The 13,357-nt window shown below is 61.7% G+C and carries 10 protein-coding genes and 1 pseudogene; 6 read left to right on the top strand and 5 right to left on the bottom strand.

Going from position 1 to position 13,357, the window contains the following annotated elements; all coding sequences use genetic code 11:
• Nucleotides 1-84: 84 nt before the first annotated feature.
• From AYR47_RS22105 to AYR47_RS22115, 3 genes are all read left to right on the top strand, one after another.
• On the top strand, nt 85-1,731 hold the full coding sequence (locus tag AYR47_RS22105) for a VRR-NUC domain-containing protein (RefSeq protein WP_061436867.1): 1,647 nt from the start codon (nt 85-87) through the stop codon (nt 1,729-1,731).
• On the top strand, nt 1,728-3,983 hold the full coding sequence (locus AYR47_RS22110; protein WP_061436868.1) for an ATP-dependent DNA helicase: 2,256 nt from the start codon (nt 1,728-1,730) through the stop codon (nt 3,981-3,983). Before AYR47_RS22105 ends, AYR47_RS22110 begins: the two co-directional genes overlap by 4 nt.
• Before the next feature lie 80 nt (nt 3,984-4,063).
• The gene (locus AYR47_RS22115; protein ID WP_061436869.1) at nt 4,064-4,996 is read left to right on the top strand and encodes an alpha/beta fold hydrolase; all 933 of its coding nucleotides are present in this window, start codon (nt 4,064-4,066) and stop codon (nt 4,994-4,996) included.
• Here the strand turns inward: AYR47_RS22115 and AYR47_RS22120 are convergent.
• Both AYR47_RS22120 and AYR47_RS22125 read right to left on the bottom strand, forming a co-directional pair.
• Nucleotides 4,959-6,425 carry a sensor histidine kinase gene (locus tag AYR47_RS22120; protein ID WP_061436870.1) on the bottom strand — a complete coding sequence of 489 codons (1,467 nt, stop codon included), beginning with the start codon at nt 6,423-6,425 and terminating at the stop codon, nt 4,959-4,961. The two genes, AYR47_RS22115 and AYR47_RS22120, sit on opposite strands and share 38 nt — an antisense overlap.
• Nucleotides 6,422-7,132 carry a response regulator transcription factor gene (locus tag AYR47_RS22125; RefSeq protein WP_033902163.1) on the bottom strand — a complete coding sequence of 237 codons (711 nt, stop codon included), beginning with the start codon at nt 7,130-7,132 and terminating at the stop codon, nt 6,422-6,424. Before AYR47_RS22125 ends, AYR47_RS22120 begins: the two co-directional genes overlap by 4 nt.
• 141 nt (nt 7,133-7,273) lie before the next feature.
• Here AYR47_RS22125 and msrB point away from each other — a divergent pair, with 141 nt between their 5' ends.
• The 3 genes from msrB to msrA are packed head-to-tail and all read left to right on the top strand — an operon-like array spanning nt 7,274 to nt 10,236.
• Nucleotides 7,274-7,774, top strand: coding sequence for a peptide-methionine (R)-S-oxide reductase MsrB (gene msrB / locus AYR47_RS22130; protein ID WP_061436871.1), 501 nt, complete (start codon nt 7,274-7,276; stop codon nt 7,772-7,774).
• A gap of 32 nt (nt 7,775-7,806) precedes the next feature.
• Nucleotides 7,807-9,525, top strand: coding sequence for a cytochrome c biogenesis protein DipZ (locus AYR47_RS22135; protein ID WP_061436872.1), 1,719 nt, complete (start codon nt 7,807-7,809; stop codon nt 9,523-9,525).
• 15 nt (nt 9,526-9,540) lie between these two features.
• Nucleotides 9,541-10,236, top strand: a complete 696-nt coding sequence (gene msrA, locus AYR47_RS22140) for a peptide-methionine (S)-S-oxide reductase MsrA (RefSeq protein ID WP_061436874.1) — start codon at nt 9,541-9,543, stop codon at nt 10,234-10,236.
• Here the strand turns inward: msrA and AYR47_RS22145 are convergent, their stop codons facing one another.
• The 3 genes and pseudogenes from AYR47_RS22145 to AYR47_RS22155 all read right to left on the bottom strand — a co-directional run bounded on the left by AYR47_RS22145 (nt 10,237) and on the right by AYR47_RS22155 (nt 13,137).
• On the bottom strand, nt 10,237-10,665 hold the full coding sequence (locus AYR47_RS22145) for a nuclear transport factor 2 family protein (protein ID WP_033902167.1): 429 nt from the start codon (nt 10,663-10,665) through the stop codon (nt 10,237-10,239). It abuts the gene before it with no gap.
• Nucleotides 10,666-10,773: 108 nt separating this feature from the next.
• Nucleotides 10,774-11,725: pseudogene (locus tag AYR47_RS22150) on the bottom strand (alpha-E domain-containing protein).
• A 2-nt stretch (nt 11,726-11,727) separates the two neighbouring features.
• Nucleotides 11,728-13,137: a circularly permuted type 2 ATP-grasp protein gene (locus AYR47_RS22155; protein ID WP_061436879.1), complete on the bottom strand. Its 1,410-nt coding sequence runs from the start codon at nt 13,135-13,137 to the stop codon at nt 11,728-11,730.
• Between the last annotated feature and the right edge of the window lie 220 nt (nt 13,138-13,357).

A 13,357-nucleotide genomic window follows, 5' to 3' on the forward strand; every position in this document is an offset into this window, starting at 1 on the left:
GGCGCCATTTATCTATTAGCCATTGCAACCTGGCCTTGGTGACGGCACTCTGTATGCATAACCAGTATTTGAACGCTGCACGCCATGGCCAACCCCCTCGAAGACCCGCTCTATTACCTGCATAACTTCCGCCAGGTCCTGCATTGGCTGGGGCAACGCTATGCGGACCTGCTGGATGCGGACGAACAGCATTTCATTCAGCGATTTGACAGGTTGCCGCAGGCGTCCCAGGCGCTTTTGGTGCGCATGGTGATGCGCAAGGGTGTGCATTTTCGGGCAGGCAAGCTCAATTACTTGGAGATCGGCTGCACCCATGCCGCGGCGGCACCATTGCTTGAATTAGGCTGGGTCGACAATCAGTCCCCACTGGCCTTTGAAGCGCTGTTCGGCTTGCTGCAAAAAGGCGAGATACTCGGCGCGTTCAAGCCCTGGATCGACCAGCCCAAGGGCAAGAAGTCCGATTGGTTGGAAGGGCTGGCGGCGCAATTCACCGACAGCCGCAGTTTTGCCAACTGGTGTCCGGACCTTGCGGACACCCTGTACAGCCTCACCGTCATGGAGTTGTGCGATCGCCTGCGCCTGATGTTCTTCGGCAACCTGCATCAGGACTGGTCGGAATTCGTGCTGGCCGACCTGGGCATCTACACCTACGAAAAAGTCGAATTCTGCGCAGAATCCCGTGGGCTGCGCAGCCGTGACGATGTGCACGGCTTCCTGTTCCTGCACCAGTGCCAGCAGGCCTTTGAAGCCGGTGAAGCGTTGGAGGAGGTACTTGTCAGGGTCGCAACCCTGAGTACCGACAACCCCTGGCTGGAAAAACGTCGGGCCAAGTTGTTGTTCCAGGTCGGTCAATACTGCGAGCGCATTGCCGAGTTGGTGTTGGCGGAACAGATTTACCGCGCCTGTACCTATCCTGGTGCTCGCTCACGACTGATTCGCGTGCTGGAGCGCCAGGAGGACTACGGCCAAGCCATGGCCCTGGCAACTGCCGCCCAACAGGCCCCGGAAAGCGCCGCCGAGCAGCAACACTTATTGCGTGTCGTGCCACGCCTGCGCCGCAAACTGGGTGAACCTGCGTTGCCCAAAACGAAGCCACGTCCGGTCACCCGACTGGACCTGGCCCTTGCACTGCCCGAGCCGCTGATGTCGGTGGAATACTGCGTGCAGGCCCACCTCAGCGAGCCCGATGGGCCAGTGCACTACGTTGAAAACGGGCTGATCAATTCACTGTTTGGCCTGTTGTGCTGGGACGTGATCTTTACGCCGCTGCCGGGCTCATTTTTCCATCCGTTCCAACGCGGTCCAGCGGACCTGCACAGCGAAGACTTCCACCAGCGTCGTGCACCGCTGTTCGCCGCGTGTTTCGAGCAATTGCAGGACGAACGCTACAAAGCCACCATTCGCCAGCGTTACCTCGACAAGTGGGGGATCCAGTCACCTTTCGTGTTCTGGAACCTGCTCAGCGAAGAGCTGCTGGAACAGGCCCTGGCCTGCCTGCCCGCCGAACACCTGCGCTACTGGTTTGAACGGCTGCTGCTGGACATCCGCGCCAACCGCGCCGGCATGCCCGACCTGATCCAGTTCTGGCCAGCGCAAAAAACCTACCGCATGATCGAGGTCAAGGGACCTGGCGATCGCCTGCAGGACAACCAGTTGCGCTGGCTGGAATTCTGCGGCGAATACCAGATGCCGGTGACGGTCTGTTATGTGCGTTGGGCAGAGTCCGCTTGAGCTACAACGTTGCCGTGCGTGCACTGTGTGAGTTCACGGCCAAGGTCGGTGACCTGGACCTGCGTTTTACGCCGTCGCCCAGCGCCCAGGAAGGCATTGTCGGCCACCGCACCGTCGCCTCGCGGCGCAGCGCGCACTACCAGAATGAAGTGGCGCTTGAGGGCGAGTACCAGCAGCTCAAGGTGCGGGGCAGGGCAGACGGTTACGACCCTGACGCGAACCGCCTGGAAGAAGTGAAGACCTATCGCGGCGACCTCGACGCCCAGCCGGCCAACCATCGGCAGCTACACTGGGCCCAAGTCAAAGTGTATGGCTGGCTGATGTGCCAGAAGCTCAACCTCTCGGAAATCGACCTGGCGCTGGTGTACTTCGACATCGTCGGCGAAGGCGAGACAGTGCTCAACCAACACTTTCAAGCCGCCGAGCTGGAACCTTTCTTCAACCAGCAATGTGCGCTGTTCCTCGGTTGGGCCGAGCAGGAAATGACACACCGCGAAGCGCGCAACAGCGCCGCGCAAACCCTGGCGTTTCCCCATGCTGGTTTCCGTCCTGGCCAGCGTTCGCTTGCCGAATCGGTGTTCAAGGCGGTCAGCACCGGCCGTTGCCTGATGGCCCAGGCACCGACCGGTATCGGCAAGACCATCGGTACGATTTTCCCCTTGATCAAGGCCCTGACGCCCCATCAACTGGACAAGCTGTTCTTCCTCACCGCCAAGACCCCCGGTCGTAAGCTTGCCCTGGATGCCGCTCAAGTGCTGCATGCCAGCAGCCCGGAGCTGCCACTGCGTGTGCTGGAGCTGGTGGCGCGGGACAAAGCCTGCGAACACCTGGACAAGGCCTGTCATGGCGATTCCTGCCCTTTGGCCAAGGGTTTCTACGACCGTTTGCCCGCCGCACGCATCGCCGCCGCCAAGGTGCGCCTGCTCGATCAGCGCAACCTGCGCGAGGTGGCCCTGGCCCATGACGTCTGCCCCTATTACCTGAGCCAGGAAATGGCGCGCTGGGCCGACCTGGTGGTCGCCGACTACAACTATTACTTCGATTTTGGCGCCATGTTGTTCGGCCTGGCCCAGCTCAACCAGTGGCGCGCAGCCGTGCTGGTGGACGAGGCGCACAACCTGGTCGAGCGGGCCCGCTCGATGTACAGCGCCAGCCTCGACCAGTACCACCTCAAGACCCTGCGCGACACAGCCCCGGAGCCCTTGAAGAAACCCTTGCAGCGCCTCAACCGTGAGTGGAACGCGCTGCATAAAGACCAACTTGCGCCGTACCAGGCCTACAGCGCCCGCCCCGAGAAACTGCTGCAGGCCCTGAGCCTGTGCGCGAGCGCCATGGGCGAATACTTCAACGATCACCCCGAATCCCTCAGCGGCGACCTGCAAAATTTCTACTTCGAGGTGCTGCAATTCGGCAAGGTCGCCGAGCTGTTCAACGAACACTTCATTTTCGACATCAGCAAGCGCCAGCTCGGCGGCAAACGCAGCAGCTCGACCCTGTGCCTGCGCAACGTGGTGCCTGCCGAGTTCATCCGCCCACGGTTGACGGCGGCCCGTAGCAGCGTGTTGTTTTCCGCGACCCTGAGCCCCCGTCATTACTACGCGGATTTGCTGGGCCTGCCGACGGACACGGCGTGGATCGATGTGGAGTCGCCGTTCAAGGCCGAGCAGTTGCAGGTGCACATCGTCGACGCAATCTCCACGCGCTTCGTGCACCGCGAGGCCTCGCTGGAGCCGATCGTTGCGTTGATCGCTAGCCAGTACCGGCAACAGCCGGGCAACTATCTGGCGTTTTTCTCGAGTTTTGATTATCTGCAGCAGGTGGCGCAGTTGCTGGCCGAGCGACATCCGGAGGTCGCGCTGTGGCAACAGTCACGCGGCATGGCGGAGGGCGAGCGCCAAGCCTTTCTGGACCAATTCACCGAGCACAGCCAGGGCATCGGGTTTGCCGTGCTGGGCGGCGCGTTCGGCGAGGGCATCGACTTGCCCGGAACCCGTTTGATCGGCGCATTCATTGCCACCCTTGGCCTGCCCCAGTTGAACCCGGTCAACGAACAGATGAAGTTGCGCATGGGCGCGATCTTCGGCGCGGGCTACGACTACACCTACCTGTACCCCGGCATCCAGAAAGTTGTGCAGGCGGCGGGTCGGGTGATCCGCAGCCAGCAGGACCAGGGCGTGGTGATGCTGATCGATGATCGATTTGGTGAGGCTCGGGTACGTCAGTTGTTGCCGCGTTGGTGGGCGGTGGCTTGAGTCATTCCTGCCATCAATGATGCTGGTGGCTTCAGCCGCCATGGTCCACGCTGGAGAAAACCTTCAAATAGGTCATGCCCATGCGCCAGCACCTCATCAGCGTCAACGGTATTGAGTTAAGCGTTCATATTGCGGGCCCAGAACAGGGGACGCCGATCTGGTTGCTTCACGGTTTCCCTGAGTGCTGGCACTCCTGGCGCGAACAGATTCCCGCACTGGCAGCGGCGGGTTATCGCGTATTTGCCCCGCAAATGCGTGGTTATGGCCAGACAAGTTCGCCCAGTGAAATTGCCGACTATGACCTGTTGACCCTATGCGGCGATATCCAGCAAGCCATGGACCATTTTGGGCATACGCAGGTGGTGATGGCCGGCCATGACTGGGGCGCTGTGGTGGCGTGGCACCTGGCGTTGCTTGAGCCTGAGCGTGTCACACACTTGATCACGATGTCAGTCCCGTTCGCTGGGCGCGCACGGCGGCCGGTGATCGAAATCATGCGCGAGCTGTACGCCGGCCGCTTCAATTACATCCTGTATTTCCAGGCGCCGGGCGTTGCCGAGCAGGAGTTGAATGCTGATATCGAACGGACTTTGCGCCTGTTCATGCAGGACCAGGATGTGTTTCTACAGCGCAAGCCAGCCAGCGCCACCTTGCTCGAAGGCGTGTCGGCGCCCGGTGCATTGCCGCATTGGTGTTCCCAGGCGGACTTGGACGTGTATGTGAACACTTTTGCCGAGCACGGTTTTCGTGGCCCGCTGAACTGGTATCGCAACTTTGAACGCAACTGGCAACGCACTGAGTGCCTTGCGGGGCAGCAGGTCCTGCAACCCACGTTGTTCCTGATCGGCGACCGCGACCCGGTCGGGGTCTTCGAGGCCCACACGCTCAAGCGCATGCCGGATTCAGTGCCGCAGCTTGAGCAGCACGTGCTGGCCAACTGTGGTCACTGGATCCAGAACGAACAAGCCCAACAGGTCAACGCGCTGATGCTCGGGTTTCTAGGGAAAACGTAAAGGTCGCGCCTCGACCCGGTTGATCCACCAGGCGGATGCTGCGCCCATGCAATTGCAGGATGCGGTGCACGATGCGCAGGCCCAGGCCACCGTCGCGACGGGCACCGCCAATGGTAAACGCGCGCAGGAACAAGCCTTCGCGCAGCTCGGCGTCGATGCCTGGGCCGCTGTCGCTGACGGTGATGGCGACAGCATTGGGTTCCGGCGACAACGTCACCTCAATTTCGCCGTTCACCGGGGTGTGGCGCAGGGCGTTATCCAGCAGGTTGGTCAGCACTCGCTCGATCAGGCCCAGGTCCGCCAGCACCGTGGGCACTTGCGGCGGCAAGGTCGCGGTGAGCGTAATACCGCGTGCTTCGGCGGTCAGTTCAAATTTCTGGAAGATGTCCTGCACCAAATCAGGTAATGAAAACCCTTCGATCACCGGCTGGACAAAACCGTGTTCCAGACGCACCAGTTCGAGCAATGACTGTGCCAGTCCACCCACTTTGCGGCTCTGGTCCAGGGCAATGCCGAGGTAACGGCGGCGTTCTTCGGGGCTGAGGCTGGCATCCTTGAGCGACAGGGTTTCCAGGTAACCATGCAGCGAGGCCAACGGCGTACGCAGGTCGTGGGAGATATTCGCGACCATTTCGCGACGTTCCTGGTCCTGATGGGTGATGGCGCGCCATTGTTCGCCCAGGCGGTTTTCCATCTGCACGAAGGCGTGGTCGAGCACGGCAATTTCATCGCCGCTGGTGAGTTCCGGCGCAGCGGTTTCAGCCGCTTTCGGTGCGCCATTGATGTCGAACTGGCCGACTTTGTCGGTCAACTGGCGCAGCGGTCGGGTGATCCAGGCGAACGCAACCAGGCCGGCCAACAAGCAGAGCAGGGCGACCAGGCCGATGGACCACAGCGCGATCTTCAACGCCATGCCGGTGGCATCCTTGGCGTCATACACGTCGTGGGCTTCACCCAGCAGCACCACATACAGGAAACCGGTCTGCTGGCCGCCTGCCATAAGAGGCGCCGCGCTGAACACCTTGCGCCCATCGAGGCTGCGCGGGTCATCGCCGAGGATCGGCAGCATGAACCCGGCCAGGAAACGTCGCACGGGCGCGAGGTCAACCCGATCACGCAGCAAGTGACCACTGGGCGCGGCGTTGCCGACCACGCGGCCGTCGATGTCGAGCAAGTACACCTCGACGCTCGGGTTGACCAGCATCAACTGGCTGAACAGGTTGCGCACCGCGTCGGGCTTGAGGCCATCGGCGTCCATCAGTTGTGTGTCGCGGGCAATGTGCGCCGCCAGGTCGCGGGACAGGCCTTGCACCACCTCCAGCTCATGCATGCGGTTGGAGCGCACCTGCAACCAGGCCGAGGTGCCGCTGCAGACCAGCAGCAATACGGCGAACACCACCGACAGGCGCTGGGTCAGGGTCAGTTTCATGGTGGGCTCTCGGCAAACTTGTAGCCGCGACCCCACACTGTGAGGATGCGCGCCGGGTTGGCCGGGTCGTCTTCGACCTTGGCGCGCAGGCGGTTGATATGGGTGTTCACCGTGTGTTCATAACCCTCATGGCTGTAGCCCCACACCGCATTGAGCAGGTCCATGCGTGAGAACACCTTGCCAGGCTGGCGGGCAAAGAAGTACAGCAGGTCGAATTCCCGTGGGGTGAGGTCCAGGCGCTGGCCTTGCAGGGTGGCGTCGCGGGTCAGCGGGTTGATGAACAGTTGGCCCAGATCGAGGCTGCCGGCGTCCATCTTCAGGTTACGCGCCATGGCGTCGACCCGGCGTAACAGCGCCTTTACGCGAGCAACCAGTTCCGGCATGGAAAAGGGTTTAGCGAGGTAGTCATCTGCGCCCAGCTCCAGGCCGAGGATGCGGTGCAATTCGCTGGAGCGTGCGCTGGTGATGATGATCGGTGTGTAGCGCGTCATGGCACGGGCGCGGCGGCAGATCTCTAGGCCGTCGACGCCGGGCAGCATCAGGTCGAGGATCAGCGCATCCCAGCCGCCTTGCTCCAGCAGGCGCAGGCCTTCGGTGCCGTCGGCGCTGTGCACCACCTGGAATTGTTCATCACGCAGGTGCAGGCAGATCAGGTCGGCGATATGGGCATCGTCCTCAACCACCAGGACACGTTTTGGCTGATCCATGTAAGAGAAACCTTCGCTTGTAGTCCGCGCATTGTGCGGGTTTTGCAACAGTGTAGTTATCACGAATTGTTTAACTCTGCGTGAGGATTCCGCGACCGGCCAGGGCTCAGGATGGTTTCAATGTTTATGGAGGAATGCCCCATGTACTCACGCCGACAATTACTCCTCGCCAGTGGCGGACTGGGTGTCGCCGTCCTGGCCGGCGGGCTGCTCAAACAGCTCGACCTGGTCACCGAAGCCGAAGCCGCCGAACCCTTCGAAGTCACTCACATCGACGCGCAATGGCGCAGCCTGCTCACTGCCGAGCAGTACGAAATTCTGCGCGAGGAGGGCACCGAGCGTCCTTACACCAGCGCGCTGAACGATGAACACCGTGCGGGCACCTTCGCCTGCGCCGGTTGTGCCTTGCCGCTGTTTTCCTCAGCCACCAAATTCAACAGCCACACCGGTTGGCCGAGTTTCTGGCAGCCCCTGGACAACGCCGTGGCCAGTCGCAGAGACACGTCCTACGGCGTGGTGCGCAAGGAAATCCACTGCCGTCGCTGTGGCGGTCACCAAGGGCACGTGTTCGATGACGGCCCGCAACCCACCGGCCTGCGCTACTGCATGAACGGCGCCGCCATGACGTTCACGGCGGCTTAAGCCGATGTCTTTCTCTTATAAGGTTCCCTGCCATGTGGCTTCTGGTTCTCGCGTACCTGGGCGGCGTGCTGACAATCGTCAGCCCGTGCATCCTGCCTGTTCTGCCTTTTGTCTTCGCTCGCACCGGGCAGCCGTTTTTGCGCAGTGGCTTGCCGCTGTTAGCGGGGATGGCGGTGACATTCGCCCTGGTGGCAACGCTCGCGGCGGTGGGCGGCGGCTGGGTGGTGCAAGTCAATCAGTACGGTCGCTGGCTCGCGTTGCTGTGCGTTGCGCTGTTCGGCTTAACGCTACTGTTGCCGCAGCTGTCGGAACGTCTGACGCGTCCGTTAGTGGCCGCCGGCAGTCGCCTGTCGGAAGCCGCCGGGGCCGATGCCAGGCCGCGTCCGGGCGCATCGTTCCTGATCGGCGTGGCAACCGGGTTGCTGTGGGCGCCGTGCGCCGGGCCGATCCTGGGGCTGGTGCTCACCGGCGCCGCACTGCAGGGTGCCAGCATCGGCACTACCTTGCTCTTGCTGGCTTACGCCGCCGGGGCTGCTACCTCCCTCGCGCTGGCCTTGTTGGTCGGCGGTAAAGTCTTTGGCTTCATGAAAAAGTCCCTGGGTGCCGGTGAATGGCTGCGCCGAGGCCTGGGTGCGCTGATGCTGGCCGGGGTGGCCGCCATTGCGCTGGGCCTGGACACTGGTGTGCTGTCGCGGTTATCGACTGCCTCCACCGGCGGCCTGGAGCAACGCCTGGTGGACACCCTCAGCGCCAAGCCGGAACAAAAGGGCGGGGCGATGATGGCGGGGGGCGCAATGATGGCCGCCGCCAACCACAGCGACACACTGCCCATCGAAGGTGCGCTGCCGCCCCTGGACGGCGCCGTGCGATGGCTCAACAGCCCGCCACTGAGCGCCGAAGCGCTCAAGGGCAAGGTGGTGCTGGTGGATTTCTGGACCTACTCCTGCATCAACTGCCTGCGCACCTTGCCCTACGTGAAAGCCTGGGCCGAAAAATACCGCGACCAGGGCCTGGTGGTGATTGGCGTACACGCGCCGGAATTCGCCTTTGAACGCGACGTGAACAACGTGACCAAGGCCATGAAAGACCTGGGCATTACGTACCCGGTGGCCATCGACAACAACTACAAGGTCTGGCGCGCGTTCAACAACCAGTACTGGCCGGCCCATTACTTTGCCGATGCCAAGGGGCAGATCCGCTATCACCACTTTGGCGAGGGCGACTATGCCGAGTCGGAGCGGGTGATCCAGCAGTTGCTGCGTGAAGCCGGAGCCCAGCACGTCGCAGGCGGCTTGATCGAAGCCGACGCCAAGGGCGTGCAGCAAGCGCCGGACATGAACGAAGTGCAATCGCCGGAAACCTACCTGGGCGCCCAGCGTGCCGAGAACTTCGTCAAATCCGGCCCCCTGGCCCTGAACAACTGGACCCTGGAAGGCCAATGGAACGTCGGCGGCCAGCAGGTCACCCTCGACCAGGCCGGCGGGCGCATCGCCTACCGCTTCCATGCCCGTGACCTGCATCTGGTGCTCGGTCCTGGCGCCGATGGAAGACCGGTGCGCTTCAAAGTCACGATCGATGGCCAGGCCCCAGCCGACGCCCATGGCACCGACGTGGCCCCGGATGGCAGCGGCACCGTCACCGAACAACGCTTGTACCAGCTTGTGCGTCAGCCGGGCGCCGTGCAGGACCGCACCTTCACCATCGAATTCCTTGACCCCAACGTGTCGGCGTATGCCTTTACCTTTGGTTAACCCGGAGTGCTTGCCATGAATGTATTCAAATACCTGCCCGCACTGGCCTTCGCCGCCTTCGTCGGCCAAAGCTCAGCCTTCTCCTTCAGCGCCGCCGACGATGCCGTTGTCATCGCGCCGCCGGCCCTCGACCTGCCTGCAACCTCAGGCAACCTGCAAACCGCCGTGTTCGCCGGTGGCTGTTTCTGGGGTGTGCAGGGGGTATTCCAACATGTGCAAGGCGTGAAAAACGCCGTCTCAGGCTACGACGGTGGGGCGGCGAGTACCGCGCAATATGAAGCGGTCAGCGAGGGCGATACCGGCCACGCCGAGTCCGTGTCCGTCACCTACGACCCAAGCACAGTCAGCTACGGCAAACTGCTGCAGATCTACTTCTCGGTCGCCCACAACCCCACCGAACTCAACCGCCAGGGCCCAGACACCGGCACCCAATACCGATCTGCAATCTTCGCGCAGAATGCCGAGCAGCAAAAAGTCGCCCAGGCCTACATCGCCCAGTTGGATGCCGCTAAATCCTTCGACAAACCCATCGTCACCCAGATCGAAATGGGCAAGGCGTTCTACCCGGCGGAGTCCTACCATCAGGACTTCCTCACCGAGAACCCGTCCTACCCCTACATCGTGATCAACGACCTGCCGAAAGTGGCGCAACTGAAAAAGCTGTTTCCGACGCAATACAGCGCCGAGCCGGTGCTGGTGAAAAACCAGTAATCAGCCTTTGGCCTTGGCCAGGTAAGGTGCCAGGCGCCGGCCCATTTCCTCACCCAGGGCTTGCAGCCCGCTCAACGGGCGGACCATCACTTCAAACTCAATGATCTGCCCGTGTTCGTTGAAGCGGATCAGGTCGATGCCCTTGAGCTGCTTGTCGCCCACGCGTGCGCTGAATTCCAGCACCACACTCAGGCCATCGCCGGTAGCGAGTTCACGGTGATAAGTAAAGTCTTCAAAGACGTTGATTACCGTATTGAGGATCATCGACACCACCGGCGCGCCGGGGTAGGGCGTATGAGCCATAGGTGAGCGGAAGACGGCGTCGGGCGCCAACAGTTCGGGCAGGGCCTTGAGGTCACGATTGGCCAACATGGCATGCCAGCGTTGCAGGGTGTGTGCCGCTGCAGTGTTGAGCGTGAGTTCGGACATGTTCTGTACCTGTTCTTATGGTGGGAAGGTATTTCACCTGCCCAACATAAGAGCGGTATCCAAACAGGGTCAATCACCCTAACTTACAGATAAGTGACCTAAGCGCACTTAGACCATCTCCAGGTACGAGCTGTGAATCGCCCGCGCCAACTCGCGCACGGTGTCGATAAAGTCCGTGAGACGGGCGTGCAATCCCTCCTCAAGAATCTCATCGATACCGGTATACCTCAGCCGCGCCTCGAACTCCGCTGCCAAACGCTGCGCCGTGCGCCCATAACTGCCGGGCAGGTCCGCCAGGATATGGCTCAGTTCTTCGATGCAGGCATGCAACGAACGCGGCACATCACTGCGCAACAGCAGCAACTCGGACACGGAGCGGGCATTCAATGCATTCGGGTACAGCTCGGTATACGCCTCGAACGACGACAACGCGCGGAGCAGGGCGCTCCACTGGTAATAACCGCGTGCCGACAAGTCGCTGACTTCTTCCGACTCCTCGCCAAACATCTCGTACCGCGCATCCAGCAGGCGCAGGGTGTTGTCGGCGCGCTCGACAAAGGTGCCCAGGCGGATAAACCGATAGGCGTCATTGCGCATGATCGTCCCGGACGTCGCCCCCCGGAACAGGTGCGAGCGCTGCTTGACCCAATCACAGAAGTGACTGATGCCATGCCGCGCCAGGCCGCCGGCGGCGATGCTGCGCATTTCCAGCCAGGTGGCGTTGAGGTTTTCCCACATGTCGGCGGTGATGCGCCCGCGTACCGCGTGGGCATTGCCGCGTGCGGCGCGCAGGCAGTTGTAGATGCTCGCCGGGTTTTCTTCGTCGAGGGCGAAAAAGTGCAGCATGCGCTCGGCGTCCAGCTGTTTATGGCGCTCCAGGTAACTGTCCAGGGTGCCGCTGCTGAGCAACGACATGGCCAGCTCATCGAGGCCGTCACTGCGCCCGGCCCTGGGGCATCAATGACAGGGAATAACTGACTTCGAGCATGCGCGCCAGGTTCTCGGCGCGCTCCAGGTAACGGGACATCCAGTACAGATCTGCGGCGGTTCTACTCAACATACTCAGCCCTCCACCACCCAGGTGTCCTTGGTTCCGCCGCCTTGCGACGAGTTGACGATCAACGAGCCTTCCTTCAGCGCCACGCGGGTGAGGCCACCGGGCACCAGGCGGGTTTCCTTGCCCGAGAGTACAAACGGCCGCAGGTCGATATGCCGTGGGGCGATGCCGCTTTCGACAAAGGTCGGGCAGGTGGAGAGGCTCAACGTCGGCTGGGCAATGTAGGCGTGGGGCCTGGCCTTGATGCGTTGGCGGAAATCCTCAATCTCGGCGGCGCTGGAGGCCGGGCCGACCAGCATGCCGTAACCGCCGGAGCCCTGGGTTTCCTTGACCACCAATTCCGGCAGGTTGGCCAGCACGTGGGACAGTTCATCCGGCTTACGGCACTGGAAAGTCGGTACGTTCTGTAACACCGGTTCTTCGTCCAGGTAGAAACGGATCATTTCCGGCACATAGGGGTAGATAGATTTGTCGTCGGCCACGCCGGTGCCGATGGCATTGGCCAGCACCACATTGCCTGCGCAATAGGCGGCGACCAGACCGGGCACGCCGAGCATCGACTCAGGGTTGAAGGCCTTGGGGTCGAGAAAAGCGTCGTCGATACGCCGGTAGATCACATCCACTGGCTTGGGGCCGTCGGTGGTGCGCATGAACACCTTGAGGTCCTGCACGAATAGGTCCGCACCCTCAACCAACTCAACGCCCATTTCACGGGCCAGAAACGCATGCTCGAAGAACGCGCTGTTGAAGCGACCGGGCGTCAGCACCACCACGTTGGGGTTGTCCAGGCGGCTTGAGCTTTTCAGGGTCTTGAGCAGCAGGTTGGGGTAGTGGTCCACCGGTGCGATGCGCTGCTTGGCGAACACCTCGGGGAACAGGCGCATCATCATCTTGCGGTCTTCGAGCATATAGCTCACACCGCTGGGGGTGCGCAGGTTGTCTTCCAGCACGTAGTAGGTGCCGTCGCCATCGCGCACCAGGTCCACGCCGGAAATGTGCGAATAGATGTCGCGGTGCAGGTCCAGCCCGACCATGGCCTTCTGGTAACCCTCGTTGCCCAGCACCTGGTCTGCCGGAATGATCCCGGCCTTGATGATGCGCTGGTCGTGGTAGATGTCGGCGAGGAACATGTTCAGCGCGTTGACGCGCTGGATGCAGCCGCGTTCGATCACGCTCCACTCACTGGCGGGGATGCTGCGCGGGATGATGTCGAAGGGGATCAGGCGCTCGGTGTCTTGCTCGTCGCCATACAAGGTGAAGGTGATTCCGGCGCGGTGGAACAGCAAATCGGCTTCACGGCGACGCTGGGCCAGCAGTTCCGGCGGCGTATTCGCCAGCCAGCGGGAAAAATCCTGGTAATGCGCACGGCACACGCCGTTTGCGTCATTCATTTCATCAAAGAAAGATCGAGCCATTCCAGTACCTTGTCAGTGCCGAGGGGAACAGGTGGCACTGCCGTTTCAAAAAACGCATTTTTTATGAGCCCGTGGCGGTGGGTGCCAATGGGCCTGGTCCTTACTTTCTTATGGGGGTCGGCTCTGGGTCGGGGGGTAACCAATGCTCCTGTATCCGGGCAGATGAATGGATAAAGCAATGCTTGTGCCGGAAACCCTATTCAAGCTGTCCAGCTGACAG

This window comes from Pseudomonas azotoformans (assembly GCF_001579805.1).
GTDB classification, from domain to species: Bacteria; Pseudomonadota; Gammaproteobacteria; order Pseudomonadales; family Pseudomonadaceae; genus Aquipseudomonas; species Aquipseudomonas azotoformans_A.

Excerpts from the sequence above, each read along its gene's own strand:
- AYR47_RS22105 (WP_061436867.1), top strand. The coding sequence starts at position 85 with ATGGCCAACCCCCTCGAAGACCCGCTCTATTACCTGCATAACTTCCGC.
- AYR47_RS22135 (WP_061436872.1), top strand. The coding sequence starts at position 7,807 with ATGTGGCTTCTGGTTCTCGCGTACCTGGGCGGCGTGCTGACAATCGTC.
- AYR47_RS22120 (WP_061436870.1), bottom strand. The coding sequence starts at position 6,425 with ATGAAACTGACCCTGACCCAGCGCCTGTCGGTGGTGTTCGCCGTATTG.
- AYR47_RS22125 (WP_033902163.1), bottom strand. The coding sequence starts at position 7,132 with ATGGATCAGCCAAAACGTGTCCTGGTGGTTGAGGACGATGCCCATATC.
- AYR47_RS22115 (WP_061436869.1), top strand. The coding sequence starts at position 4,064 with ATGCGCCAGCACCTCATCAGCGTCAACGGTATTGAGTTAAGCGTTCAT.
- msrA (WP_061436874.1), top strand. The coding sequence starts at position 9,541 with ATGAATGTATTCAAATACCTGCCCGCACTGGCCTTCGCCGCCTTCGTC.
- msrB (WP_061436871.1), top strand. The coding sequence starts at position 7,274 with ATGTACTCACGCCGACAATTACTCCTCGCCAGTGGCGGACTGGGTGTC.
- AYR47_RS22145 (WP_033902167.1), bottom strand. The coding sequence starts at position 10,665 with ATGTCCGAACTCACGCTCAACACTGCAGCGGCACACACCCTGCAACGC.
- AYR47_RS22155 (WP_061436879.1), bottom strand. The coding sequence starts at position 13,137 with ATGGCTCGATCTTTCTTTGATGAAATGAATGACGCAAACGGCGTGTGC.